Origin of the sequence: Streptosporangium carneum, from assembly GCF_027922005.1 — a bacterium.
Lineage (GTDB): Bacteria > Actinomycetota > Actinomycetes > Streptosporangiales > Streptosporangiaceae > Streptosporangium > Streptosporangium carneum.
The window spans coordinates 155607-182010 of record NZ_BSEV01000019.1 but is presented as its reverse complement, the minus strand read 5'-3'; the positions used below and the strand labels follow the sequence as shown (position 1 = coordinate 182010).

18 protein-coding genes are annotated in these 26404 nt (G+C 66.9%); 8 read left to right on the top strand and 10 right to left on the bottom strand.

Annotated features, from left to right (window positions below; all coding sequences use genetic code 11):
* Positions 1-157: 157 nt before the first annotated feature.
* On the top strand, positions 158-4732 hold the full coding sequence (locus PKF00_RS31420) for an RHS repeat-associated core domain-containing protein (protein ID WP_271221309.1): 4575 nt from the start codon (positions 158-160) through the stop codon (positions 4730-4732).
* A 332-nt stretch (positions 4733-5064) separates the two neighbouring features.
* Positions 5065-6291: a DUF4259 domain-containing protein gene (locus PKF00_RS31415; protein WP_271221308.1), complete on the top strand. Its 1227-nt coding sequence runs from the start codon at positions 5065-5067 to the stop codon at positions 6289-6291.
* Between the two features lie 274 nt (positions 6292-6565).
* On the opposite strand, the gene PKF00_RS31410 is transcribed toward PKF00_RS31415, so the two are convergent.
* Both PKF00_RS31410 and PKF00_RS31405 read right to left on the bottom strand, forming a co-directional pair.
* Positions 6566-7342: a neutral zinc metallopeptidase gene (locus PKF00_RS31410; RefSeq protein WP_271221307.1), complete on the bottom strand. Its 777-nt coding sequence runs from the start codon at positions 7340-7342 to the stop codon at positions 6566-6568.
* Between the two features lie 158 nt (positions 7343-7500).
* On the bottom strand, positions 7501-8355 hold the full coding sequence (locus PKF00_RS31405) for a neutral zinc metallopeptidase (RefSeq protein ID WP_271221306.1): 855 nt from the start codon (positions 8353-8355) through the stop codon (positions 7501-7503).
* Between the two features lie 185 nt (positions 8356-8540).
* Between PKF00_RS31405 and dxs the strand changes: the two genes are divergently transcribed.
* Positions 8541-10511 carry a 1-deoxy-D-xylulose-5-phosphate synthase gene (dxs, locus tag PKF00_RS31400; protein ID WP_271221305.1) on the top strand — a complete coding sequence of 657 codons (1971 nt, stop codon included), beginning with the start codon at positions 8541-8543 and terminating at the stop codon, positions 10509-10511.
* A gap of 61 nt (positions 10512-10572) precedes the next feature.
* Here the strand turns inward: dxs and PKF00_RS31395 are convergent, their stop codons facing one another.
* Positions 10573-11193, bottom strand: coding sequence for a DedA family protein (locus PKF00_RS31395; RefSeq protein ID WP_271221304.1), 621 nt, complete (start codon positions 11191-11193; stop codon positions 10573-10575).
* A 167-nt stretch (positions 11194-11360) separates the two neighbouring features.
* Here PKF00_RS31395 and PKF00_RS31390 point away from each other — a divergent pair, with 167 nt between their 5' ends.
* Positions 11361-12866 (top strand): amino acid permease, encoded by a 1506-nt coding sequence (locus PKF00_RS31390; protein ID WP_271221303.1) that lies wholly within the window; start codon positions 11361-11363, stop codon positions 12864-12866.
* A 95-nt stretch (positions 12867-12961) separates the two neighbouring features.
* Here the strand turns inward: PKF00_RS31390 and PKF00_RS31385 are convergent, their stop codons facing one another.
* The 4 genes from PKF00_RS31385 to PKF00_RS31370 form a co-directional block, all read right to left on the bottom strand.
* Positions 12962-13396 carry an SSI family serine proteinase inhibitor gene (locus tag PKF00_RS31385; RefSeq protein ID WP_271221302.1) on the bottom strand — a complete coding sequence of 145 codons (435 nt, stop codon included), beginning with the start codon at positions 13394-13396 and terminating at the stop codon, positions 12962-12964.
* Positions 13397-13573: 177 nt separating this feature from the next.
* Complete coding sequence (locus PKF00_RS31380) at positions 13574-15658, bottom strand: 3-hydroxyacyl-CoA dehydrogenase NAD-binding domain-containing protein (protein WP_271221301.1); 2085 nt, start codon at positions 15656-15658, stop codon at positions 13574-13576.
* Between the two features lie 44 nt (positions 15659-15702).
* A complete protein-coding gene (locus PKF00_RS31375) occupies positions 15703-16902 on the bottom strand; it encodes a thiolase family protein (RefSeq protein WP_271221300.1) in 1200 nt (399 codons plus the stop codon).
* Between the two features lie 90 nt (positions 16903-16992).
* Entirely contained in the window at positions 16993-17214 is a 222-nt protein-coding gene (locus tag PKF00_RS31370) for an alpha/beta hydrolase (protein ID WP_271221299.1), read from the bottom strand.
* A gap of 18 nt (positions 17215-17232) precedes the next feature.
* On the opposite strand from PKF00_RS31370, the gene PKF00_RS31365 reads away from it, so the two are divergent.
* The 4 genes from PKF00_RS31365 to PKF00_RS31350 all read left to right on the top strand — a co-directional run bounded on the left by PKF00_RS31365 (position 17233) and on the right by PKF00_RS31350 (position 22108).
* Positions 17233-17733, top strand: a complete 501-nt coding sequence (locus tag PKF00_RS31365) for a TetR/AcrR family transcriptional regulator (RefSeq protein WP_271221298.1) — start codon at positions 17233-17235, stop codon at positions 17731-17733.
* A 500-nt stretch (positions 17734-18233) separates the two neighbouring features.
* Entirely contained in the window at positions 18234-18866 is a 633-nt protein-coding gene (locus PKF00_RS31360; protein WP_271221297.1) for a GmrSD restriction endonuclease domain-containing protein, read from the top strand.
* Positions 18867-19713: 847 nt separating this feature from the next.
* Positions 19714-20904, top strand: a complete 1191-nt coding sequence (locus PKF00_RS44535; protein ID WP_309298453.1) for a fasciclin domain-containing protein — start codon at positions 19714-19716, stop codon at positions 20902-20904.
* 406 nt (positions 20905-21310) lie between these two features.
* Positions 21311-22108 (top strand): AfsR/SARP family transcriptional regulator, encoded by a 798-nt coding sequence (locus PKF00_RS31350; RefSeq protein ID WP_271221295.1) that lies wholly within the window; start codon positions 21311-21313, stop codon positions 22106-22108.
* Here the strand turns inward: PKF00_RS31350 and PKF00_RS31345 are convergent.
* The 3 genes from PKF00_RS31345 to PKF00_RS31335 are packed head-to-tail and all read right to left on the bottom strand — an operon-like array spanning position 22105 to position 26386.
* Positions 22105-24549, bottom strand: a complete 2445-nt coding sequence (locus tag PKF00_RS31345; protein ID WP_271221294.1) for a glucosaminidase domain-containing protein — start codon at positions 24547-24549, stop codon at positions 22105-22107. The two genes, PKF00_RS31350 and PKF00_RS31345, sit on opposite strands and share 4 nt — an antisense overlap.
* A 12-nt stretch (positions 24550-24561) precedes the next feature.
* Positions 24562-25899: a hypothetical protein gene (locus PKF00_RS31340; protein ID WP_271221293.1), complete on the bottom strand. Its 1338-nt coding sequence runs from the start codon at positions 25897-25899 to the stop codon at positions 24562-24564.
* A gap of 22 nt (positions 25900-25921) precedes the next feature.
* Complete coding sequence (locus PKF00_RS31335) at positions 25922-26386, bottom strand: hypothetical protein (RefSeq protein WP_271221292.1); 465 nt, start codon at positions 26384-26386, stop codon at positions 25922-25924.
* Positions 26387-26404 lie beyond the last annotated feature (18 nt).

The following is a 26404-nucleotide window of genomic DNA, read 5'->3' as shown; positions in this document are numbered from 1 at the left end:
CAAGAACGCCAAGAACGAGGAGACCACCTACCGCTACACCGCGGCCGGGGACCTGGCCGAGCAGACCAGCCCATCCGGCCTGGTCACGGCGTTCACCCATGACGCGCTGGGGCGGGTGGCCTCTCGCAAAGAGGTCTCCCAGGCCCACCCGGACGGGGTGACCACGACGTTCACCTATGACGGTGTCGGCCGGTTGCTCACCCAGACCGGGCCCGGACTGAAGAACGAGGTCACCGCTGTCACCCACACCGCCAGGACGACTTACACCTATGACCCGGACGGCAACCAGCTCACCGAGACCCTGTCCGACCTGACCGGCGGGGACCCGGTGCGCACCGTCACTTACGCCTACGACACGAACGGCCGCCTGGAGACGGTGACCGATCCTGAGGGGGGAGTCACCCGCTCAGCGTGGGACACCATCGGTGCGAAGGTCTCCATGACCGACCCGATGGGGACGGTGACGACGTTCGGCTACACCAAGCGCGGTGAGCCCGCCACCACGACGCTGAAGAACTGGACCGGCAGCCCGGTCAACCCGCAGCCCGCCCAGGACAAGGTACTGGAGTCCTACGCCTACGATCCGGGCGGACGCCTGGCCAGCCAGGTGGACGCGATGGGCCGCAAGACCTCCTACACCTACTTCGCCGACAACCGTCCATCACAGGCCATCGCCGACGACGTCCGCCTGAACGGCTCCACCACTCCCACTGACGTGGTGCTGCAGGAGAACACCTACGATGCCGCCGGCAACCTCACCAAGCAGGTCACGGGCAACGGCAAGACCACCACTGAACACGTCTACGACGTCGCCGGCCGTACGACTTCGACGACGCTCGACCCGGCGGTGCTCAAGCGCAAGACCACCTTCACCTACGACGCGACCGGCAACGTAACCAAAAAGGTTTTCACCGGTGCGAACAGCCCCCGCACTGAGTCCACCGAATATGCCCATAACGCGCAGGGGCAGGTGATCCGGCAGACAGTGGAGAACGGCACCGACGACTTGGTGTCCACCTGGGCCTACGACGATCGAGGGCTGCTGACCGCGGTGACTGACCCGCGGGGTAATGACACCGGTGCCACGGCAGCCGACTACACCACCACGATGCGCTACGACCTGGCCGGAAGACTGGTGGAGTCGACATCACCACAGGTGAAGATCGACAAGAACGGATCCACAACCGACGACAGGCCGACGGTGAAGCAGGGCTACGACACCGCCGGGCAGAAGACCCATGTCGTGGACGGTGAGGGGCGGACAGTCGCTGCGACGTTCGACAAAGCGGGTCGCCCGACCTCCACTACCCTGCCCTCTTATACTCCGCCGGGCGGCAGTGCGGTCACTCCGACAGTCAGCTATGGATACGACGCGGCTGGTCGCAGAACCACAGTCACCGACGAGCGGGGATACACCACCACCACGCAGTACGACGCGCTCGGCAACCCGGTCAAGGTGACCGACCCCGGCCCATCCGGACCGGGAGGTTCCTGGATCGCGGAATACGACCTCTTGGGCGAAGTCCTCGCCACCGTTGATCCGACCGGTACTCGTGCCGAGGTCACCTACGACGATCTCGGCCGCCTGATCACCCAAACCCAGATCGAACGTGAACCGACCACGGCGGCGCTGATCACCACGCTGACATACGATAACGCGAGCAACCTCGTCAAGAGCGTCGCGCCGGGCAACAGAACCACCACCTACACGGTCGACGCGGCCGGAGGGGTCACTGCGGTCACTGACCCGCTCAACCACACTACCGGTGTCGACTACGACATTCTGGGCCGGACGGCGAAGGTCACTGACGCCCTCGGAAACTCCACCGAGACCGACTACGATCTGGCCGGCCGCAAGATCGCCGACCGGGTTCGTGGCAGCGCCGGTGTGACGGTGCGCACTGTCGGATACGGCTACGACGCGGCGGGCAACTCGACCAGCACAACCTCCGGCGAGGGACACGTCACTCGCCGAGAGTTCGACGCGATGAGCCGACTGACCTCGCTGATCGAGCCGGTCTCCGCCAGCAAGTCAATCACCACCACATTCGGCTACGACGCCACGGGCAAACACACCCGCCTCACCGACGGTCGTGGCAACACGACCTGGAGCACCTACAACACCCTCGGGTTGACCGAGTCGGTCATCGAACCTTCCACCACCGCTCATCCGGCCGTCGCCGATCGGACCTGGACAGCCGTCTACGACGCAGCAGGCAACCAGGTGGCTGTCCTTCAACCCGGCGGCGTGCGCGTCGACCGGACCTTCGACCCCCTCAACCGGGTGCTCAATGAGAGCGGCACCGGTGCCTCGGCCACCACTCCTGACCGCAATCTCGCCTACGACCAGGCGGGCCGTACCACCGCGGTCGGGGACTACACCCTCGAGTACAACGACCGTGGCCTGCTGACCAAGGTCTCCAAGGCTGCCAACCAGGTCGCTACCTATGCCTACGACGCGCTCGGCAACCTCACCCAACGTGTCGATCCGACGGGTACGGCGAACTTCACCTGGGACAACGCCAGCCGAATGGCCACGGCCAGCGATCCGGTGACTGGACGTACATGGACATACGGGTACGACGACGCCGACCGGCTGACCAGCCAGACCTCCACCGGCACCGTCAACAGCCAGAGTTACGCCTACGACGCTGTCGACCGCCTCACCTCCCACATCCTGAAGAACAGCTCTGGCGCCGAGCTGGCGAAGATCACTTATGGGTGGGACAAGGACGACAACCTCACTTCCAAAACCACTGTCGGCACCGCCGGGGCCGGCGCGAACACCTACGGCTACGACCGGTCCGGACGGCTGACCTCCTGGACCGCGCCCGGCGGTGCCGTCACTGATTACGAGTGGGACGACGCCGGCAACCGCACCAAGGCCGGGTCCAAGACTTACACCTACGACGAACGCAACCGGCTGACCTCCGGCGATGGGGTCGACTACACCTACACTCCGCGCGGCACCGTGGCGACCGAGGTCAAGAACGGTGCCACCCGCAACCTGGTCTTCGACGCCTTCGACCGGCTGATATCCGATGGAGACGTCACCTACGGCTACGACGCGCTGGGCCGGGTGACCTCGCGTACCAAGGGCAGCGCCCAGCAGCGGTTCGTTTACACCGGTCTGACCAACGACATCGCCGCCGTCACCGACAGCGTCGGGGCCATCCAGGCCAAGTACGGCCGAGACGCCTTCGGAGGCTTGCTCAGTCTGCAAGAGGGCGGAACTGCCGCTTCGGGCGCCATGACCGATCTACACGACGATCTGGTGGCCACTTTCTCCGGCACAGCACTGACCGACTCGGCGGCCTATGATCCGTTCGGTCAGGTCACCCACCGCACCGGCGCCACCCGCACTCTTGGCTACCAGGGTGAGTACACCGACCCGGACACCGGCAAGGTCAACATGCACGCTCGCTGGTACCAGCCCGGCACCGGCGCTTTCACCTCCCGGGATACCGCCACTCTCGACCCAAATCCGTCAGTCCAGGCTAACCGCTACACCTACGCCAACGCGGCCCCGCTCACCAATGTCGACCCCACCGGGCATGCGGCACGGGACACCTGGGGATCAGGCCCCTCCATCAGCGAAGGTGTTCTCGGATACGTCTACCCGTCATCTGGTCTTCCGCAGAGCGGGTCCATCACGATCGTCCCCGGCTACAACCCGGCGCCTACCACTCCCGGTGGGCGGATAAACGTAGAAAACGACGGACTGGGCCGGACCCCTCCGCTTTTCTCAGACGGGGCGGCAAGGGCGGCCGGCGTTATGTCGACCGGTCGGCCCGCGCCGAAAGGCTACTGGGACGCCAGCAGTTATGCCCGAAATGCCTACATGGAGATGTATAGCATCTTCGCCTCCGATAAGCAGCTTGACCGACTGTGGTCTCTTCTGACGAGGAAGGTGGGCGAGAAGGGCAAGGGGGTGGCGTCCGGAGGGGCGGCAGCCACTGCGTCCAGTAAGAAGTCCGGAGCATACGTCGTCTATTGGAACCAATATAAGATTACTTTCCCTTCCCGGAAGGCCGCCGAGTCTTATGTGAAGGACATGGTGGCCAAAGGCAAGGTTTGCGTCAGCGACGCATGCATGGCCACTGGGTGGGTCTGGTCGATGAGCGCCGAGGAGATTCTTCAGGGGAAGATATGCGCAGATCAGCCTGCCTGGTGTGCAAAGGCTGATCTCACGCGGTATGTCCAGGAAAACAGCATACGCTCCAACCTCGGCATGATGGGCTTGGACGGCGTGCTCGCTCTCCTCTACAACGGAGACTACGGCCTAGGGGAGGTGGACGACGTCGGAGGCGTCTATGCGATCGTAGATAAGGATGGCGAAGTGCTGAAGGTGGGGAAGGCTGACTCCTTCAGAAAAAGAGTGGGGAATAAGGATTACGTGAAGCTGGGTGTGAACCAGCCCGGCGGCCCTCGCATGATGATTCTCTTCAGGTCGGACGATACCAGGGTCCAGAAGGGGGGGGAAGACGTCATGTATGACGTCTTCAAAGCTCTGGGAAATGAACTTAAGCTGATGAAGCAGGCTCCAATGAAACACCCTAACGAATATTCGAAGGGCTCTGCTTTGAGAGCCGATCAGGAGCGTATATACAGCACGAACAGGAATGCTGCGATCTCGTTCTTCAATAGGAGCGGGTTTGCCATCACGGCCTCGACTCGCACTTCTTTCTCGATTAGGGTGTTGACCGGCATCAAGACGATCGGCAAGCGCTAGCCGCATCGACGGCGAACACAGAATCTGATCGACGACGAGGGCCTCTGCGCGGTGGAGATTTCAAGTCTTCGCCACACGGAGGCCCTCGCCTTCCGTGACGTCGACTGACTGCCGTGCGGCACATGGGTCGCGAGCGAGTCCGTTTGGCATGTAGGTGAAGTGAGCCTACGGGCCCAGATCATCCGTCACGCGCGTCTATCCTGGCGGTCCGGGCACGAAGGTCTGTTCTCGACGAGCCGCCCTGGTGGCTCCACGAGGCGACACGGCCGATGTTCGGTTTGAGAAGCCTGGAATCCCACATGAGGTGGGACCGAACCAATGGAAAAGTGAGAATGAGCACATGGGGAACAGGGCCGTTTCAAAATGACACGGCACTGGATTTCTTAGGGTATGTCGAGGACCTCGAGCACCCCGGTGAGGTGCTGCGGGAGTTGTTGGGGGCCATCCTCTCGGAGGAGAACGTCCTGCACGACTTCATTCTTGAGATGGGGATCGCCGCCTCGGTGATCATCGCGGTGAAGGTCGAGCCGACGCTGGATCCTGACACAGCCGAAAGGGTGGGCGAATCGCCTTCACTGGAGGCGCTCCCGGTCACGGACGACCTGGTCGAAATGGCGTTGAGAACTCTTTACCGTGCTCTCAGGCCATGGGGAAGGCAGAGCGGCACCAATGGCCTCTACTCGTTGTGGTGCGATGCCGGAGAGGTCGAAGAGCACGTCGACGCGCTGCGTCCGTACATCGGAGCGCTGGAAAGAGGGGTTCACATCGTCGATGACGACGATCCCGGACCTCTGCAATCCGGTGAGAGCGGAGAGCGACGTACCGCTGACGAGTCGGAGACTCCTCTGGTCCAAGCGAGATTGCGTTCTCTGGCGCTTGGAGCTCTGGTGTTCCCGCCCAACGCGCTCAGCGCCGAGGCAGGAGAGCCGGAAGCGGATTCGCACGCTTTCTCCGAGGGCTGTCAAGAACTCGCGTTGGGCTCCGTCGTCTATGCGGCTGCCAAGGTCGTTCAGGAGACTATGGACGACCTGCGGGTACTGGACCGGAGAGACGTTTCCGTCAGGGACGTCGGGTGGGATGCCTTGCGGCTGCTCAAACACCTGCCCTGGAGATTCGCCAGCACCTACGACGTAAGCTTCGCCCGCCGGTTCCTGGTGACCGTGACCGTGATGGCGGACCGCCTGGGCAGGGCGACGCCGTACGTCAATTGCATAGCAGACCAGCTGGCGGCCAGAATGCTCTGCGACGAGGCGGCTGATCTCATCCGTAGGTACTCAGGGCTGGACTTCTCGCAGGCAGTCATCCTGAGCTCTCAGGTCGAGAAGCTATTCGATTTCCGGCGTGACGTTTTCGACTACGGCAACCTTTACGCCTCGACATCCCTCCGTTCCCTGGCCGCTGGATCGATTCGACTGATCCCCGAGTCATGGGGTCCCGACGGTTTCCCAGATCGGCTGCCCGATACGACGGAGTGGTTCACTTCATTCGGCGCTGAACGCCCGGCCCACCCGTATACGGCGGCGAGTGGGGAGTTTCCTGACCCGGAACGGTGGCCGTGAAGATTTTTCGTGCTGTTTTGCAGGGGCCTACGTGTACATCTCGGCTGTCTCTTCGGAGTCCTTCGACATCATCCGCGCCCCATCTGGGACAGCGGAGACAGGTTTGACATGAGGACCGCAGGGCCTCTGACGAGAACTATGGGGCAAGGTTCCACGAAGAGGAAACCACCCGTCGCGCGACTGCGAGGCGGCGGGTGGTCGCTCGGTAGAGGGAGGCATCCCGTTGAGGACGGGAGCTCAGGGGTGGGGGCCGCCAGAAGTACGGAAGCCGGGGTCAGGAGACCTTGGACTTGGGGGCGGTGAAGGTGTTGCAGGCGTCGGGGCTCTCCTGGTCGAAGCCGCGCTTGATCCAGTAGGCGATGTTGACGCGCTTGCCGTGGCTGGCGGTGTCGTAGGCGGCCTGGATCACGTAGGACAGGTCGGACTCCCGGCGGTTCAGGGACCGCCAGACGCTGCCGATGAAGGCGCCGCTCAGGCACTCGGCCTGGAGCTCGATCTTGCGGACCTCGGCGAGGGCGGCCTTCTGGCTCTTGTACCTGCGGTTGAGGGTGCTCATGATGCCGGTGAGCTGCTGCACGTGGTGGCCGTACTCGTGGGCGATCACCTCGAACAGGAACAGCTCGGTCGCCTGGGAGAGGATGCCCGGGTCGAGCAGGAAGGTGATCTTCTTGTTGAGCGGGCAGTAGACCGCCTGGGCGCCCCGGGGGAACTTGCCGCAGCCGGTGGGCACGCCCGCGCGCGAGGTCGTGGCGAACTTGGGCTTGGAGAAGGGGATCTTGGCCTTGGTCAGCTGGTCCTGCCAGCTGACGTTGAGACAGTCGACCACGAACTCCAGATACACCCGGGCGGCGTCGAGGTCGTCCGGCTGGACGGGTTGCTCCTCGCACGTCTTGATCTCGAATTTGCCGCTGTTGTAAATCGGGTTATTCGTCGCAGGGCTCTTGGTCGAGGCCACCGGCCCGTTCTGCTCGAGGACGCCCGCGCCGGCCGTACCGGCGAACAGCAGACTCGCCAGCACGCCGGAAAGTAGAGGAATGACGGAGATACGCATGATCCCGAACCCTAATGGAGGTAAAAGGGCGGGTAAAGCGAAATGCGGCCATGCCCGGCAAGGGCATGGCCGCGTGGTTCGAAAGGTGGCGGGCGGGTCGCGATCGGTCACCGTTCGGCTGTGGGCCGTCCGGGTGTGAGGGGAACCGCCCCCGAGGCTCAGGCGACCGTACGGCTCGGCGCGGTCCAGGTGTTGCACGCCGAGGGGGAGCCGGCGTTGAACCCGCGCTCCATCCAGTAGGCCTGGCTGCTGCCCTTGCCGTGGTCGTTCTTCACCCAGTTCTTGTGACCGTTCGCCGCGACCCACTCGACCATCGAGTCCCACTGCTCCTGCTCGACCGGAAGGTCGGCGGAGATCTGGCGCAGGAAGGCGGAGCCGAGGCAGTCGGCCTGCAGTTCGAGGCGGCGGGAGAAGGCGAGCTTGGTCGTGGACCTGGCGCGCCAGACGCTCTGGCCGTAGTAGGTCATGACGCCCATGAGCTGCTGCACGTGGTGCGCGTACTCGTGGGCCATGAACTGGGCGTGGTTGGGGGCGTAGGGGTTCTTCAGGACGTCACGGAAGACGCCGATGTAGATCATGCGGTTGCTGGAGCAGTAGTAACCGCCCGCGCCGGCGGGCCAGCGGCCGCAGGGGCTGCTGACCTTGGTGGTGACGAAGCGCAGCTTCGGCTGGGCGAAGGGCAGCTTCGCCTTCCTGAACTGGGTCTTCCACGCCAGGTTCAGGCAGCGGTTGACGCGGGTCATGAAGTATCGGTACGAGGCCGCGCTCCCCGCGCGGATCTGCCCCGCCCCACAGCGCATCGTGGGGAGGGTGCCCGTGCGGTACAGCGGGTTGGCCGTCGCGGCCGTGCGGCCGCGCGGAACCTGCAGGGTCGCGGTCGCGGCGCCGGAGGCGACGGTGGGCGACTGGGCGGCGGAGGACTGTGCGGTCGAGGAGGCGTCCGCGGCGTCCGCGGAGGCGGAGGCCTTGGTGGCCGGGAGGGGTGCGTCTGCGTTCGCCGTACCAACGCCCATGACCAGGGAAAACGCCAGGGATGCGATGGTGAGTGACGATAGTTGCCTAAAGGGGAGAGTGCTCATGGTGAGGCAAAGGCTATTGCAAGTGTGGATAAAACGTGCAGAATCGTCGTCCCTGGAGGAGCCGTCCGCCACGCGAACTAGACTCGGGGCTGATGCTGACCGACAGAGGGGATGATTCCGTGAGCGAGCGGACCGGGCGGCCTGGCAGTCTGCTGGATTCGGTCAAGGGACCACGGGACCTCAAAGCGCTGGGAGCCGACGAGCTGCCCCGGCTCGCCGCGGAGATCCGGGATCTGCTGATCAGCTCGACGGCCCGCGGCGGCGGCCACCTGGGTCCCAACCTGGGCGTGGTCGAGCTGACGATCGCTCTGCACCGGGTCTTCGACTCCCCCCGGGACCGCATCCTCTGGGACACCGGTCACCAGGCCTACGTCCACAAGATGCTCACCGGCCGCGCCGGGCGCTTCGACACGCTCCGCCAGGAGGGCGGCCTGTCCGGCTACCCCAGCCAGGCCGAGTCCGAGCACGACGTCATCGAGAACTCCCACGCCTCGACCGCGCTGTCGTACGCCGACGGCCTGGCCAAGGCCTACAAGCTGCGCCGCGAGAGCGACCGCACGGTCGTCGCGGTGATCGGCGACGGAGCGCTCACCGGCGGCATGGCATGGGAGGCGCTCAACAACATCGCGGCGCACAAGGACCTGCCGCTGATCATCGTGGTCAACGACAACGGCCGCTCCTACTCGCCGACCATCGGCGGTCTCGCCTCGCACCTGGCCTCGTTGCGCGCCACCCAGCGTTACGAGGACATGCTGGAGTTCGTCAAGGACAACCTGGCGAAGGTCCCCGTGGTCGGCTCCCCGGTCTACGACGCGCTGCACGGCGTCAAGAAGGGCATCAAGGACGTCCTGGCCCCGCAGGTCATGTTCGAGGACCTCGGCCTGAAGTACATCGGGCTGGTCGACGGCCACGACGAGCAGGCCGTCGAGGCCGCGCTGCGCAAGGCCCGCGACTTCCGCCGCCCGGTCATCGTGCACGTCCTGACCAAGAAGGGCTTCGGCTACTCCTTCGCGGAGAACCACGACGAGGACTGTTTCCACTCGCCCAGCGCCTTCGACCCGCTGACCGGCGAGGAGAAGCCCAAACCGCACGGCTGGACCAACGTCTTCAGCCAGGAGATCGTACGGCTCGGCGCGGAGCGGCGGGACATCGTGGCGATCACCGCCGCCATGCTCGGCCCCGTCGGGCTGATCCCGTTCTCCGAGGCCTACCCCGACCGCCTCTACGACGTCGGCATCGCCGAGCAGCACGCCCTGACCAGCGCCGCTGGCCTGGCCCTCGGAGGGCTCCACCCGGTCGTCGCCCTGTACGCGACCTTCCTCAACCGGGCCTTCGACCAGCTCCTCATGGACGTCGCACTGCACCGCCTGCCGGTCACGGTCGTGCTCGACCGGGCGGGCGTGACCGGTGACGACGGCGCCAGCCACAACGGCATGTGGGACCTGTCGATCCTGCAGATCGTCCCCGGCCTGTCGGTCGCCGTGCCGCGCGACGAGCCGCGCCTGCGCGAGCTGCTGTCGGAGGCCGTCGAGGTCGACGACGGCCCCACCGTGGTGCGCTACCCCAAGGGGCCCGTGGCCGCCGAGATCGAGGCGGTCGGGCGGCTCGGCGGGATGGACGTCCTGCGCGCGGGCGCGAGCCGGGAGGGCGTGGAGGGGCAGGCGGAGGGGCAGGGCGTCGACTCCGACGTGCTGCTGGTCTCCGTGGGGCCGATGGCCGAGCTGTGCGTCGAGGCCGCGACCCTGCTCGACGCCCAGGGGATCTCGGCGACCGTGGTCGACCCGCGCTGGGTCAGGCCGCTGGACGAGGCGCTGGTGACGGCCGCCGCCGCGCACAGGCTGGTCGTCGTGGTCGAGGACAACGGCAGGGTCGGCGGCGTCGGCGACGCGGTCGCGAGGACCCTGCGCGACGCCGACGTGGACGTCCCGGTCCGCACCTACGGCATCCCGCAGCGCTTCCTCGACCACGCCAAGCGGGCGAAGATCCTCAGCGAGATCGGCCTGACCGCGCAGGACGTCGCGCGGGAGATCACCGAGGCGGTCGCCAAGCGCTCTCCCGCGCTGGAGAACAACCACCAGCCGACCCGCTGACCACGGCAGGCCCGGCGGTCCTCGACCGTCGGGCCCTCCTCGCCGCTCCGGCGGGGTCGTCCTACCGGTCCGCCGTCTCCGCCGGGCCGGTGATCTCCGCCGCCTCGACCGCGGCCTCCCGCGAGCGGGTCCGCCGGACGATCACGACGAGACCGGCGACCAGGATGGCGGCGCACGCCGCGATCGGCACCATCAGGTGCTGGTTGTCGCGGACGAACCCGCCCGCCAGAGAGCCCAGCACCAGGTAGGTGGTCACCCAGGCCACGCTGCCCGTCACCGCCCAGCGGATGAAACGGCCGTACGGCATGCCGAGGCTCCCGGCCAGGATCGGGGTCAGCGCGTTGACCACCGGCAGGAAGTAGGCGGCGGCGAGGGCGGGGCCGCCGCTCTCGCTCGTCGCGATCCGCTCGGCCCGTGCCCAGCGACGCTCGCCGATCCACCGCCCCGCCCTGCTGTGGCGGACGCGTGCGCCGTACCGGCGGCCGATCAGCCAGCCGCCGGTGGCGCCGAGGAAGCAGCCGATCACTCCGGCCACCGCCGCCACCGCGATCTCGGCGGGACCCGTCAGCGCCGATCCCGCCACGACTATCGCCGCGTCTCCCGGGACCACGACCCCGATCAGCAGGGAACCGTCCAGCGCCAGCAGCGCCAGCAGCACCGCGCCGACCAGATGTGGGTCCAACTGACCCAGTGTGTCCAAGAGCATGACCCCATGCTTCCGCCAGACGGGCACCGTTACATCCGGACTTTCCCTTAAAGAACCCCGAGTATCACCGTTCAACGACTGATCGGGTTGGGCATGACATGCTCCATAGAAGATAGCGACTATAGACGGTCAAGGAGGACCCCATGGGGGCTCAACGTGCTAAAGGAGCTTTACGCGTCAAATCGGTGGAGCAGTCCATCAGGGACACCGAGGCACCCGAGCATCGGCTGCGCAAGGATCTCTCCGCGATCGACCTGACCGTCTTCGGCATCGGGGTCATCATCGGCACCGGCATCTTCGTGCTCACCGGACGGGTGGCCAGGGACCTGGCCGGACCGGCGGTGGCGCTGTCGTTCGTGGCGGCTGGGATCGTCTGCGCGCTGGCGGCGCTGTGCTACGCGGAGTTCGCCTCGACCGTTCCCGTGGCCGGATCGGCCTACACCTTCTCCTTCGCCACCCTGGGGGAGTTTCCCGCCTGGATCATCGGCTGGGACCTGCTGCTGGAGATGGCCCTGGCGGCCGCGGTCGTCGCGGTCGGCTGGTCGGGATATCTGACGTCGCTGCTGGGCTCTCTCGGGATAACCCTGCCCAGCGCGATAGCCGGGGAGGGATCGGCCTTCAACCTGCCGGCGGCGTTGATCGTGTTGATCCTCACCGCGGTCCTGGTCGCCGGGATCAAGCTGTCCTCCCGGGTCAACCTGACCATCGTCACCATCAAGATCGCGGTGGTGCTCCTGGTCATCTTCGCCGGGTTGTTCTTCATCAACGGGGCGAACTACACGCCGTTCATCCCGCCCGCCAAGCCGACCCCCGCGGTCGAGGGCCTGGCCGCGCCGCTGATCCAGGTGCTGTTCGGGGTCACCCCGGTGGCGTTCGGCCTGTTCGGCGTCTTCGGCGCCGCCGCGATCGTGTTCTTCGCCTACATCGGCTTCGACATCGTCGCGACCGCGGCGGAGGAGACCCGCAACCCGCAGCGCGACCTGCCGATCGGCATCATCGCCTCGCTCGCGATCTGCACGGTCCTGTACGTCGCGGTCTCCCTGGTGGTCGTCGGCATGCAGCCCTACTCGCAGCTCAGCGAGTCCGCCCCGCTGGCCGACGCGTTCAAGGCGGTCGGTCAGACCTGGGCGGCGTCGCTCATCAGCATCGGCGCCATCGCCGGTCTCACCACCGTCGTGATGATCCTCATGCTGGGTCAGTCGCGGGTGCTGTTCGCGATGTCGAGGGACAACCTGCTGCCGCGCGGCCTGGCCAAGGTCCACCCGAGGTTCGGCACGCCGCACCGGATCACGATCATGATGGGTGTCATCGTCGCGGTCCTGGCCGGGCTGGTGCCGCTGTCCACGATCGCCGAGCTGGTCAACATCGGCACGCTCTTCGCGTTCGTGGTCGTCTCGATCGCGGTGGTCATCCTGCGCCGTACCAGGCCTGACCTGCCCCGTTCCTTCCGCACCCCGCTGGTGCCGCTGGTGCCCATCCTGTCGGTGCTGGCCTGCGTCTACCTGATGATCAACCTGCCGGTGGAGACCTGGATCAGGTTCGTGGTGTGGATGATCGTCGGGGTCCTCGTCTACGTCGGGTACGGCTACCGCCACAGCCGCCTCGCGGAGACCTCCCCGGACGGACGGCAGGGCGTCGGACCCGCCTGACCCGCGCCGGAACCCGGGGTCGCCTTCCGCGGAGGCGGTCCCGAGCGCCGCCGGTCCTCCGAGCGCCCCCGGGGCGTCCGGAGGCCCGGCGGCGTTCAGAAGGAGAAGACCGGGCCGGTGAGCGCCGTCATCTCACACCTGTTGTCGTAGGTCCGCTCGAAGCGCACCGGCCTGCCCTCCCAGGTCCCCGAGGCGCTCGCGGTGTGCGGCACGTACTCCTCGTCGCAGATCATGTCGATGTCGTAGGTCATCTTCGACAGGTCGCCCCCGAACCTGCGGAGCATCCCGCAGGCGGTGCCGAAGGAGGGGAGGGCCTCGTCGTCCCGGTCGCAGCGCAGGAAGGTGCTCCTGGCCGGTCCGCCGGAGACCGACAGGCTGAGCGTGAGGGACGTCTCGGAGACGGGGGCGTGGCCGGGCGAGCCGGAGGCGGGGACGCCGGACGGGCTGTCCGAGGCGGGCGACGAGGTCGTGTGCAGCGCGCTGGCGAGGACGAACGTCACGGCGGTGGACACGATCTTGACGGTTCTCATGTCACCGGTTATTCCCCCCGCGGAACAAAGATCCGGACAGGATCACGCCAAAGATCCATCTGCTCTCGCGCATGGCCGGAACGCGCGGCGGCCCGCCTCGCGGGAGGGGACGCCGCCGTCGGGCGCGCGGGGTGGGCGCGCTCGACGGTGAGGAGGGGGCGGGGGTCACACGGGCGGTCACACGGGCAGGGAGGCCGTGCCCGGGGGGAGGAAGCGGGGGTGGGAGATCGCGGCGCGGTCGAGGTAGGGGGTGACGCCGCCCAGGTGGAACGGCCAGCCCGCGCCGAGGATCATGCACAGGTCGATGTCCTGGGCCGCCGCGACCACGCCCTCCTCGAGCATGATGCGGATCTCCTCCGCCAGGGCCCGCAGGGCGCGCAGCCGTACCTCCTCGGCCGTCGAGGGGGAGGTCCCGCCGGAGAAGAAGGCGACCGCTTCGGGGTCCAGCGAGAAGTCAGGGGCGTAGACCCCGGGCTTGCCCGCCGCGACCAGCCTGGCCAGGTTCTCCGACACGCCGTAACGCGAAGGGAAGGCCGCGTGCATCGTCTCCGCGACGTGCAGCGCGACGGCGGGGCCGACGAGCTGCAGCAGCGTGAACGGCGTCATCGGCAGGCCGAGCTCGTCCAGCGCGTGGTCGGCGACCTCGAGCGGGGTGCCTTCGTCGACGGCGCCGATGACCTCGCCCATGAACCGGGTCAGCAGCCGGTTGACCACGAACGCGGGCGCGTCCTTGACCAGCACGGACGACTTCTTCAGCGACCTGCCGACGGCGAAGGCCGTGGCCAGCGTCGCGTCGTCGGTCTCGGCGCCTCGGACGATCTCAAGCAGCGGCATCACGGCGACCGGGTTGAAGAAGTGGAAGCCGACGACCCGCTCCGGGTGCCGCAGCCCCGAGGCCATCTCGGTGACCGGCAGCGAGGAGGTGTTGGTCGCCAGCACGCATTCGGCGGAGACGACCGCCTCGACCTCGGCGAAGACCTTCTGCTTGACCTTCAGGTCCTCGAAGACCGCTTCGATCACGAAGTCGGCGTCGGCGAAGGCGTCCTTGGTCAGCGAGCCGGTCACCAGCGCCTTGAGCCGGTTCGCCTGGTCGGCGGAGACGCGGCCCTTGCCGAGCAGCTTGTCGACCTCGGAGTGGACGTAGCCGACGCCCTTGTCCAGCCTGGCCCGGTCCAGGTCGGTCAGCACGACCGGCACCTCGAGGCGGCGGGCGAACAGCAGCGCCATCTGCGAGGCCATCAGGCCCGCGCCGACGACGCCGACCTTGGTGACCTTGCGGGCCAGCGCCTTGTCCGGTGCTCCGGCGGGCCGCTTTGCCCTGCGCTGGACCAGGTCGAAGGAGTACAGGCCCGCACGCAGCTCGTCGCCCATGAGGAGGTCGGCCAGGGCCTCGTCCTCGGCGGCGAAGCCCTCGTCGCGTGAGGCGGTGCGGGCCAGCTCGACCAGCTCCAGCGCCCGGTAGGGGGCGGGGGAGGCGCCGCGCAGTTTCATGTCGACCAGGAAGCGGGCGTCGGCGACGGCCTTCGACCAGTCCTCGGCGGTGTGGTCGGCACGGGAGACGGTCACCTCGCCGCGCAGCACCCGTGCCGCCCAGCGCAGCGACTCCTCCAGGAAGTCGGCGGGTTCGAACATCGCGTCCGCGACGCCCATCGCGAAGGCGTCCCTGCCCTTGATCATGCGGTTCTGCGAGAGCGGGTTCTCGATGATCAGCTTGATGGCGGCGGCCGGGCCGATCAACCGGGGGAGCAGCTGGGTGCCGCCCCAGCCGGGCACCAGGCCGAGGAAGCACTCGGGCAGCGCGACGGCGGGAACGCCGGAGGAGATGGTCCGGTAGGCGCAGTGCAGGGCGATCTCGAGGCCGCCTCCCATGGCGGCGCCGTTCACGAAGGCGAACGACGGCACGTCCAGCTCGCCGAGGCGGCGGAACACGTCGTGGCCCAGCCTGCCGATCCGCGCCGCCTGATCCCGCTCGGCGACCGTCGCGGCGCCCTTGAGGTCGGCGCCGACCGCGAAGACGAACGGCTTGCCGACGACGCCGACGGCCGCCAGGTCGCCGCGGGCCGCCACCGCGTCGAGCGCCTCGTTCAGGGAGGTGAGGCCCGCCGGGCCGAAGGTCGACGGCTTGGTGTGGTCGAAGCCGTTGTCCAGTGTGATCAGCGCCATGACGCCCGCGCCGTACGGCAGTTCGACGTCGTGGACGATCGCCTTCGTGACGACCTCGTCGGCGAACAGCTCCCTGATGTCCGTCACGTTCCCCGTCACGTTCCCCGTCGTGTTTCCGTTGTCCGCTGCGTTCCGGATGCCTGTCACTTCGCACCTTCCCAGGCGAGGTTCTCCCAGATGACCGTTCCGCCCATGCCCATGCCGACGCACATCGTGGTCACGCCGTACCGGACGTCGGGGTGCTCGCCGAACTCACGGGCCAGCTGGGTCATCAGCCGCACCCCGGAGGAGGCCAGCGGGTGGCCGTAGGCGATCGCGCCGCCATAGGGGTTGACCCTGGCGTCGTCGTCGGCGACGCCGAAGTGCTCAAGGAAGGCCAGCACCTGTACGGCGAAGGCCTCGTTGATCTCGAACAGGCCGATGTCGGAGATCGAGAGGCCGGCCAGGCGCAGCGCCCGTTCGGTCGACGGGATCGGGCCCACGCCCATGACCTCGGGGTCGACTCCGGCGAAGGCGTAGGAGACCAGACGCATCTTGGGAGCCAGGCCGAGCTCCTCCGCGACGTCCGAGGCGGCCATGACGCAGCCGGTCGCGCCGTCGTTGATCCCGGAGGCGTTGCCCGCCGTGACCCGGCCGTGCGGACGGAAAGGCGTCTTCAGCGTGGCGAGCCCGTCGAGGGTGGTGCCGGGACGGGGAGCCTCGTCCGCGGTCGCCAGACCCCAGCCCCTCTCCGCGGAGCGGGTGGCCGTCGGGACCAGGTCGGGCTGGATCTTCCCGTCGGCGTAGGCCTTGGCGGCCTTCTCCTGGGAGGCGACGGCGAAGGCGTCCGCGCGCTCCTTGGTGATCGTCGGGTAGCGGTCGTGCAGGTTCTCCGCGGTCATGCCCATGATCAGGGCGGAGCCGTCCACGAGCTGCTCGGCCAGGAAACGGGGGTTGGGGTCGACGCCCTCGCCCATCGGATGGCGGCCCATGTGCTCGACGCCGCCGGCGATGGCGACGTCGTAGGCCCCGAAGGCGATCCCTCCGGCGACCGAGGTCACCGCGGTCATGGCCCCCGCGCACATCCGGTCGATCGCGTAGCCGGGCACGGACTTGGGGAGCCCGGCGAGGACGGCGGCCGAGCGGCCGATGGTCAGGCCCTGGTCGCCGATCTGCGTGGTGGCCGCGATCGCCACCTCGTCGACGCGCTCGGGCGGCAGGTTCGGATTACGCCGGATCAGCTCGCGGATGACGCGGATCACCAGATCGTCCGCGCGCGTCTCGGCGTACAGGCCCTTGGGCCCCGACTTGCCGAAAGGCGTGCGCACACCGTCGACGAATACGACGTCACGAGACGAAGGCACGGGGTTCGCTCCTCGTTGCTGGGTGGCTTCCCCTCCATGCTACTCGCCGGTAACAATCCTTGTCTCCGTGCCGTTCCGCGGAAGGGTCGGTCAGTTCTCCACTTCGGAGACGGTCGTGTTCCCGGCGAGATCGAGGATGCGCTCGTTGACGAGGTCGGGACACTCCAGTGACACGGCGTGTCCGATGCCCGGCACGATCAAGGTGGGTGCGCGGACGGTGAGGTCTCCATGGGGCGTAGAGATGATCGTGAAACCTGGCGCCGTCAGATAGCCGAGGCGCTGCTGCGGGTCGCGGGCCGTCAGGGCCTGCACGCCGCCACCATGCGTGCGATGGCGGCCAAGGCCGACGTCTCACTGCACCTCGTGCAGCACTATTTCGAGACCAAGGAACAGTTGATGCTGTTCGCGCTGACGCACCTGGCCGAGCGAATGCGGACGCGGGTCGAGGAAAGGCTCGCCGTGCTCGGCGCCGACCCGCGGCCGCGTGAGGTGATCGAGGCCGTTCTGACGCAGGCGCTGCCCACCGACGAGGAAAGCCGGGTCTTTCACCTCGTCTACACCTCCTACGCGATGCTCGCGGTCACCGACGCCGCCCTCCGGCGACAGCCCTTCCTGGCCGCACCCGACGCGATGGAGCGATTCGTCGCCGATCAGGTACGGCTGGCGCGGCAGTCAGGAGACATGTCCGACGGTGCGGATCCCCGCCTGGAGGCCGCCGCGCTGCTCGCGATGTCGGCCGGACTGGGCACCGGCGTGCTCCTGGGGCAACGAAGCCTCGCGGAGGCGCTGACGGTGATACGCCACAGCCTGGACCGGCTCACCAAACCCTGATCCGCCGAGCGGCGCCTCGCGGCCGACAGTGAACGGCCCGCCGTCTCGGTGGATCGCGGGCGCGTCGCAACCCTGGGTGCCTGCCGCCTCGTGATCGGCGGATTCGTCGTGTCGTGCGCCGATCCCGGGGAGGGGGGCGGAGTGTCCGAAACCGCCGGACGGGAGGTGAGAGAGGGCGGAAAAGGCCGATGTCGAGATGGGAATTTTGATTTCCATCAGAGATGACGACTAAGGATATTTCACAGGAAGGGCTGTTTACCAGATTTTCGTGGTCCGTTCGATGTGGGGGCTTTCGGGGGCCGATGACTTTCCCTGTGCGTATGCGCAGGTCGGGGACATTTTCGTGCGCGTTAGCGGCATGATCCGACCAACCAGGCCGGGTCTCGTCGTCAAACCCTGATATTTGCCCTTTTAAAGGGACTTGAGAAGTTCCGTCTGTTCTCGCCTCGCAAAGACCAGACCCTCCGACTGGCCGAGGCGGGCAACAGAAGGGGCCACTCGTGAAACGAGTCGTCACCGCGGTTCTCGCTGCCCTCACCGCGACTATCCTCACCTTCTCCCTGACCACCGGCACGGCGTGGGCGACCCCGCCCAACATCCCCTCCGCCTCCACCGCCGCCGCCAGGCTCGCCACGCTCACCGTCGCGAACGAGTCCAACCAGTCCACCTACGATCGCAGCCTGTTCCCCCACTGGATCACCGTCAGCGGCGCCTGCAACACCCGGGAGACCGTGCTCAAAAGGGACGGCGTCGGCGTGGTCGTCGACTCCGGCTGCGCCGCCGTCTCCGGCAACTGGTACTCCCCTTACGACGGCGCCACCTGGACCGCCGCGAGCGACGTCGACATCGACCACATGGTGCCGCTCGCCGAGGCCTGGCGGTCCGGGGCCCACGCGTGGACCACCGCCCAGCGGCAGACGTACGCCAACGACCTGGGCGGCCCTGAGCTGTGGGCGGTGACCGACAACGTCAACCAGCAGAAGGGCGACCAGGACCCTTCGACCTGGCAGCCGTCCGTGGCCTCCTTCCACTGCACCTACGCCAGGGCCTGGATCCAGGTGAAGTGGTACTACAGCCTGACCCTCCAGAGCTCGGAGAAGACCGCCCTCGAGGGCATGCTCGCCACCTGCTGACAGGCCGGGAGGAAAACGCGGCGACCGGGCCCGGGTGCGGTGCACCGGCACCTGGGCGCGGGAGCGCGAAGGCGCACCAGACGACCTGTCGCCGAGTGCCCAGGCCGGAGCCGTGTTCGGGTCGCGGCGTGCGGTCGATCACTCTGTTAGGGATTCTAAGTCACAGCTGGCCAGATCCAGACAAAAGGTGACACCGCGATCAGAAAACAATGCACAGCCGGTTGGCCGTATGCAAAATTAGCTTCTCGAAACATCACAGGAGGGCGCCAAGGGGTTGCGTCGATCCAGGGTCCGCTTTTCTCATGAAAGTAGGTAGATTGGCGTTCTCTGCGCTGGTCGCCGGAGAAACCGGTTTCACCCCGAAGGAAGAGGAAGGGGAAATTCTCGCTGTAGCGGTGATCCTGTTCGTGGTCCCTGCTCTCCTTGGCGCAATATGTGATGCGCCCGTGCGGCGCGGTCAAGTGAAAACGGAAAGCCTCGCAAGGCTGACAGCTCCCAGGTCGGGAAAAAGGAAGCGAGGTCAGGCGCAAGCCTGCAATGGTCGACCTCAAGCCGCTCTGCAACGCTTGCGACGTCAATGATCGCAAAAGTGGGCAGCTCGCTTGCGCCACGGCGCTTCAGGTCGTGATGGCTGCCGTTCTCGCGGTCGCGGTCGTCCTCGTTCCTGCCGGCACTGAGAGTGCTCCGTGCCACATGGCCAACGGAGGGCCGCGCCAGTTTTGCGGTGCAGATTTGAACGACCACTGTGGGTGGTGTCGACCCTGCGGGTAACAGCCGGGTCGTAGTCCAGGGAATCTGGTGGGGGCCGTTCTCAACAACCTGACCATCTGCTGTTTCAGAGGCAATCATGAAAAACAGAGTCGTGCTCGCATGTGCGCTGACCGCAGTCGCATGTGCCGTATTCCCTGCCATGCAGTCAGCGGAATCCGCTGCAATGCTTACAGGCGCACGAACCGACACACGCCTGGATTTACGACCTTTACCGGCCTCACCGGCCCCCGAGAACACTCCAGTTCCTTCACCGCCTCCTGAAAACACTCCACCACCTCCCGAGAACACTCCGCCATCCGTACCGCCGACGGAAGGGGGAGAACCGAATCCGAGTGAGGGGCCGAGTGAGGGGCCGAGCGAGCCGAGCGAGGGGCCGAGCGAGGGGCCGAGCGAGCCGAGTGAGGGGCCGAGCAAACCCGCATACTGCGATCCGAACTGGAAGGAAGGCGACCCGCCCGAGAATCAGTGCCCGTGCGATCCGAACTGGAAGGAAGGCGACCCGCCCGAGAAAAAGTGCCACTGCGACCCGAACTGGAAGGAAGGGGACCCACCCGAGAATCAGTGCGTGGTGTGCGATCCGAGCTGGAAGGAAGGCGACCCGCCCTGGAAGAAGTGCGTCGTGTGCGATCCGAGCTGGAAGGAAGGCGACCCGTCCTGGAGAAAGTGCCCGTGCGATCCGAAGTGGAAGGAAGGCGACCCGTCCTGGAGAAAGTGCCCAAAGAACGGATCGTCGGACGGGAGGTCAGACGAAACTCAGCCGCGAGGTCCCGCGCCTCAGAATCCTCCACAGGCTGGGCCGTCCAAGCCGTTCGGCCCCGCGTGCTCCGCTCTGTCCAACGGCGGCAGCGGGGACTTCAGCTCCATGGCCAAAGATCCTTTGGTCACCGCCATCTCCAGTAATCCCAACCTGACGAAAATGGTGGCGGCCATTTCGAGGGCCCAGATGACCGACAGGCTGGAGACGGCCAAGGACATCACTCTGTTCGCACCCGTGGACGCCGCGTTCACCAAGCTCTCAGCGGCTGAACAGCAGCAGCTCTTCGCCGATCGGGACAAGCTGGCTCAGGTCGTCTCCTATCACGTCGCGATGGGACGCCATTCTCTGGCCGACCTCTCCGACACCGTGCTGCCCACGCTCCAGGGCGGCAAGCTCACGATCAAGCGCTCGGGTGACATCTACATGGTCAACGAGGCCACGGTGCTGTGCGGGAACATCCAGACCGCCAACGCCACGGTCTACTTCATCGACACCGTCCTGAAACCGTAACGATCACCGATCCGCGAAAGCGACGCTGTCGCCGATTCCGGGCTCGATGTGGTCGAAGGGCTGTATCGCCTTCAGGTCCCGGTTCGTCGGTCCGGATGAGCGCTCGAGGAGACATGCCACGACCTTCCGGTTTGCCCGGAAGGTCGTGGTGCTGTCGGATGTCCGGGTAACTCCTCCGGACAGCGGGTACGGCACCCGCACGAGCCCGATGACTGCATGCGGGTCATCGGGGCGACACACCGGCGCAGAACCTACTGCCGCAGACACCAACCGCTTAACCTGCAGAAACAGGGTCACCCGGCGGCTGATCCATACGCCACCCTGCTGAATGTGACCCATCGATGGTTTTTAAGCGGTCCAGCGCAGACTGTCATTGACACACGCTGCCGGCCTAGGAGGTCGCAGGATGACCCAGGGTTCGCGCTTCCCGGCCCGGGTGCCGCAGTTGTCCTTACTCGGTGGCTTCAGCCTCGTCGTCGACGGCTCGCCGGTGGCCTTGCGGATTCAGGAACAGCGCGTGCTCGTCTACCTCTCGCTCGGTCAGCCGACTCCGCCGACTCATTTTCGGATGAGCCTGGCCGAGCGTCTGTGGGACGGGGCGTGCAGCAAGCAGTCGCGTGCCAATCTGCGCACCGCGCTGTGGCGGCTGCGCCAAGTCGACGCGCGTCTCGTGTGCGTCTCGCGTGAGACCGTGAGGCTGAACGAGGTGGTTGAGGTCGACGTCGGGAGTTGTATCGCCCAGGCGGGGCGATTACTCGCCGACGGCGAGGATTTGCAGCCGCAGGACGCCGACATCAGCATCCTGCGCGGGGACCTGCTGCCTGGCTGGGAGGAGGACTGGCTTCTGCTGGAGCGGGAGAGGATCCGCCAGGTTCGGATCCACGCCTTGGAGGCATTGGCTCGCCGACTGTGCCGGCTTGGCCGTCACCTTGAGGCGATCGAGGCCGCCTTCGCCGCGATAGCTGAGGAACCGTTGCGCGAGTCCGCGCACGCTGCCTTGATCGACGTCTTCCTGGCCGAGGGGAACGTGGCCCAGGCGCGCCGTCAGCTCGAACGGTACGCGGCCCTGTTGTGGTCGGAGATGGCGATCAGGCCTTCGACCGAGCTGATGAACCGAGTTGTCGCCTCTGAGAGGAGCCTGTGCGTCCCTGCGCCTGAGGGCACAGGCGAGATGCGGACCACCGTGTGGAGTGATGACGGCTAGCTGCCTCCTGCTGCGTGTTCGATCATCCGCATCACGCCGGTCAGGGCCGACGCGTAGGACGGCGCTGTGGCGTAGCCGGCTGCGGCGACCGCGCGGGCGAACGCGTACGGGTCGTTCAGGTGAGCGAACGCCGACGCGTACCGTTTGTTGTTCCGCAGGAAGGCTCCGTGCGCGGAGAAGGCCTCGGCCGGTGACTCGTAGGCCCGGAACCAGTCCTTGACGATGTAGTCGTACTTGCCGTCCGGTCGCGGAGTCACCGAGATGACCTCGGGGAAAACCGCGTTGGGGCGTTTGAGGACCTCCTTGGTTCGCAGAAGCTGCCGGGAGGACTCCGGGGCGCTCGCCTTCGCCTTGATGCCGAAGAAGTTGTTACGCGGCGCGTGCTTGCCCCAGCCCGACTCCAGCGCTGCCTGGCCGAGCGTGACCAGCCACGGTACGCCGGTCTCGTCCTGGCTGCGCCGCGCGTGCTGTTGGAAGGCGCGGACGAACGCCACCACGTGCGGGGCTGACGCCTCGCCGGTCGGTTGTTTCGGCGGAGACTGCGCCGATGTGCCGCCTAGCCCCGCCGTACCGCGCCCGGCCCGATAGGCTTCGATTTCGGCCTTCGCCTGCTTGTCCGCGGCGCCCTTGAAGTAGGTCCATACCGCCCAGTGGCCACGCACGTCGATATGGGCGTACCGGTCGCCGACACCAATCCCGATCTTGTCGCCCCAAACGTCGATCGCCACTTTGGCGATCTCCATTCCGGTCATGCCGACGACGCTGATGTCTGCGGCCTGGCCGCTGCAGTGCCTGCTCATCGTTGCCTGCCTGCCGCTGTACACCCTGACGTTCCGCGCCCAGGAGCGATAGCCCGAACTGATCCGCACCGACTTGCCGAGCCGGTCCCGGATGGCCTGAAGGCAGCGCACCAGCTCCACCGAAATCCGGGCCTTGTCAGCCACTTGGCCGCCGCTGCCGGCCAGCTCGCCGACGGTGAAGCGCGCGGACACCTTCCGCCGGCGTACGGCGGGCCCGGTGTCGTAGAGCGGAAGCCCGGTGGCATAGGGATCCCAGTGCTCTTCTTTGTGCCCGGTGGGACCGGTCACGGGCGTGAGCACCAGCCCGGACGGGAACGCTTCGTGCTCGCTCGGCCACAGCTCGCCGCTCGCCTCCCGGTCAAGCCGCCACTCCTCGTTCTCGACTTCACCGGACTCCTCATCCACGAACAGCTCTTCGGGCGCGTAGCTCTCAACGGCCCCGCCGTACCCGGCGTCCCCGTTGTGTCCGGCATACTCGCCGTCCTCGCCGTCCGCGCCGTACAGTTCCTCGAAGGCCAGTTCGTCATGCTCGCTTTCGGGGTCCTCAAAGCGCCACCCTGTCTCGGCGAAGAACTCCTCGTTCTCCTTCCTCGCGGCGGCGCCGGGCGCGCCGGTGTCGGCCAACTGCGCCGCGGCGTCAGTGAGCAGCCGCCAGCCAAAGCGCCGCGGAATGTCATTGTGCGCAACGCGGGTGCGCTCCACCTGGAACGTGGCCAGTCCCGCATCGCGAACCGCGCGGTGCACCTGCTCGCTGTGGGCCGCGGTGCCCTCGCCCGCTCGGTAAATCACCCGCAACGCCCCGGAGTCCTGCGCGATGCGCCGCCGGGCCCAGACGATCAGCGCCTCCGGGCTGGAGTAGAGCGCGTCGAAGGCGAACACCTCGTCCGGGTCGGTGTGTTTCAGGATCGCCATCAGCGCGGCGCCGCCGCCTGAGTGCGCGGTGAGGATGAGCCGCCCCATCGTCACGAGGCTGGAGGTCTCCGCGCCGAATCGCATCAGGGCGTCGTTCACCAGGGCCTGGACGGCGCCCGGCCCGGTCAGCGCGGGGAACGAGTACCCCATGCCGGAGCGGCCGCCGAAGTAGTGGCCACGTGGAAGGACGAACAGGGTGGGCGACGTCCGCCCCTGTGCCGCCGGATTCCCCGGATCTCCGAAATCGAGTCCGCTGGCCGGCTCCTTGTCGCGCACCAGGTTCATCGCCCGCCCGTGACCGGAGTAGCCGTGCAGGTGCACGACGACGTCCACCTGGGACGGGTCATTCATCGCGTTCCACTTCAGCACCAGATCCGGCGGCTTTCCGGCGTGTCCGGCGAGCATCGGATGACGTTCCACCACCAGCCGCCCGGGGCTTACCCGCACCGAGCGCGCAGGCCAGGTCGACTCGATCGACTCGCTGACCGGATGGCGGCCGGCGAACGGGTCCTCCGCTAGTTCGAGCCCGTGGTCGGCCAGCTCGGGCTCCGGACCGTAATCGGCCAGCTCGGGCTCCGGACCGTAGTCCGCCGATGCGTGTTCCTCCTCCCCGGCGAGCTCCTCCGCATGCGTGAACACGTCGTCGCGCAGCGGCCATCTGCCGGTCTGCTCACCGGCCGGGGTCTCGATCCGGGACATGAAGATGTCTGAATCCTCCGAAGTGTCCATATCCGCCTCCGATCACGCCCGCGGTGCGGTGACACTGCCGTTGGTGGAAGGGGTGACGAACGGCTGGGCCGACGCGGACGGCGACACGGCCGCGCTCGGCGCCGGTAGCCGGACGGGCTGGGCCGACTGTGTCGCCGCCGGTGAACGCCTTACGCTGACGGCCAGGTCCTTGATCCGGTCACCGGTCGCCGACTGCCACAGGTCGATGATCCTGGCCATGGTTGCCTGAAGCGGCGGATTCGGCGTGCCGGACAACCGATACAGCAGCTCGGCGTTGCTCGCGGCGCTGAACTGGTCGAGTTCGATGAACCACAGCAGTGGTGACACCAGGTCGGCTAGTTCGAAGAGTTCGCGGGCGTGGCGGGGCGGTGTGATGCCGACACGAGCACCGATCGCGGTTAACCTGTCCGCCGGGTTGCCGCCGGCGAGACCGGCGCCGGCGCTGAGGTCTCGCACCACCGGGGTGTCGAATTCAACCGTCAGGTGAAACCAGCTCAGCATCGTGACGTACGCGAACTCCTCGCGGGCCAGGAGGCCGTTACGGCGGCGCAGCCGCAGCAGCTCGCCGATCGTCTGGCACAGATAACCGACGTAGTTGGCGTCTGTGGGATTGGCGCCGGACGAGTTGCGATCGTTTTCAATGCCTACCCACACCTGGCGTAGCAGTTCTGTCCACAGCTCAATGAAGCGCAGGTTGGCGCCCGGCCCGGTGTCCCGCTTCCAGGGCTGCCCGTCGACCGGGCCGCGCGGCGGGTGCGGCAGGTCGCAGCCGAACATACGCCAGTACGCGTTGCGTCGGTTGACCTGGGCATCCGGCCGGAGCTGGCTGGTAAGCCCTCCGATGTGGAACAGCGGAGGGTCGCGGAAGAACAGTTCCTCGGTCGCCCGTACCCAGACAACGGTGTCCACCGACGGGGTCGGCAGCGTCTCACCGACTACGTACCGGCGCACCACCTCAGACATGATCTCGACGATGCCGGTGCTCTCCACCAGATACGCGTAGAAAAGGTGTTCCCACGGCAACGGGAGCTGGAGGTCGAGGCCGAGCGCCGCAGGTGGAGAGGGCATGAAATCGGGTGGGATCGTCGGAGGGGTGGGCGGAGTCGGCCGTATGCCCGAGCGTAAAGTGTCGTTGCGTAAGCCGTCGGGCAGTCGAAGCCGACCCGTGATCGCAGGATCACCGAGCGCATTGTCGATCCTGAGCGACGTCGGGGAGCCTTGCGGCCAGTTGGCGATGCCGCCCCTGGCCCAGACCTCCTCCAGCCAGCGGCTGAGCTGCACCGGGTGGATCGCGAAGGTGGTGGCCGCATCCGGCGTCGTCGTGCCCTGCAGGTTCGGGTCACTGATCAAATGAGCCAGTGTGCGAAACATCTCATGCCTTTCCGATGCCGTGCTGGACGCGCCGGATCAGACCGAACGCGATCGGATTGCCCTTGACGTCGGTCACCTGCACGGCGACCACGTCTCCGGGGTTGTCCAGCACCGGCGGGCAGCCGACCAGGGAGTCCACATCGGTCTTCTCTTGTGTCCCGTCTCGGTAGAACCGGGTGACGGCGTGTGCGCCTTTCGGCAGGCCGGCGGCGAAGACCAGTCGGTCGTGGTCGTAGCCGGTGTGCAGTTCCACCGGTAGCAACGCGACGTCAGGCTCACCGCGCCGCCCGAAGTTGCCGAGCATGTTGCGCAGCGCTCGGAACCGCAACTCGATCTCACGCTGTCCGGCGTTCATCGCCGGCTGCTGCTGTCCGGAGGCAAGGGCATCGAGCACCGCCACCTGCCGTTCCTCGATCTCAGCGATCTTGTCGAGGATCGTCCACAGTGAACTGTCTTCCCGTGTCATGTGTCGCTTCCCTTCGCG

Excerpts from the sequence above, each read along its gene's own strand:
- PKF00_RS31405 (WP_271221306.1), bottom strand. The coding sequence starts at position 8,355 with ATGGGCGTTGGTACGGCGAACGCAGACGCACCCCTCCCGGCCACCAAG.
- PKF00_RS31350 (WP_271221295.1), top strand. The coding sequence starts at position 21,311 with ATGACCCAGGGTTCGCGCTTCCCGGCCCGGGTGCCGCAGTTGTCCTTA.
- PKF00_RS31410 (WP_271221307.1), bottom strand. The coding sequence starts at position 7,342 with ATGCGTATCTCCGTCATTCCTCTACTTTCCGGCGTGCTGGCGAGTCTG.
- PKF00_RS31390 (WP_271221303.1), top strand. The coding sequence starts at position 11,361 with ATGGGGGCTCAACGTGCTAAAGGAGCTTTACGCGTCAAATCGGTGGAG.
- PKF00_RS31415 (WP_271221308.1), top strand. The coding sequence starts at position 5,065 with ATGAGCACATGGGGAACAGGGCCGTTTCAAAATGACACGGCACTGGAT.
- PKF00_RS44535 (WP_309298453.1), top strand. The coding sequence starts at position 19,714 with ATGAAAAACAGAGTCGTGCTCGCATGTGCGCTGACCGCAGTCGCATGT.
- PKF00_RS31335 (WP_271221292.1), bottom strand. The coding sequence starts at position 26,386 with ATGACACGGGAAGACAGTTCACTGTGGACGATCCTCGACAAGATCGCT.
- PKF00_RS31365 (WP_271221298.1), top strand. The coding sequence starts at position 17,233 with ATGGCGGCCAAGGCCGACGTCTCACTGCACCTCGTGCAGCACTATTTC.
- PKF00_RS31385 (WP_271221302.1), bottom strand. The coding sequence starts at position 13,396 with ATGAGAACCGTCAAGATCGTGTCCACCGCCGTGACGTTCGTCCTCGCC.
- PKF00_RS31345 (WP_271221294.1), bottom strand. The coding sequence starts at position 24,549 with ATGGACACTTCGGAGGATTCAGACATCTTCATGTCCCGGATCGAGACC.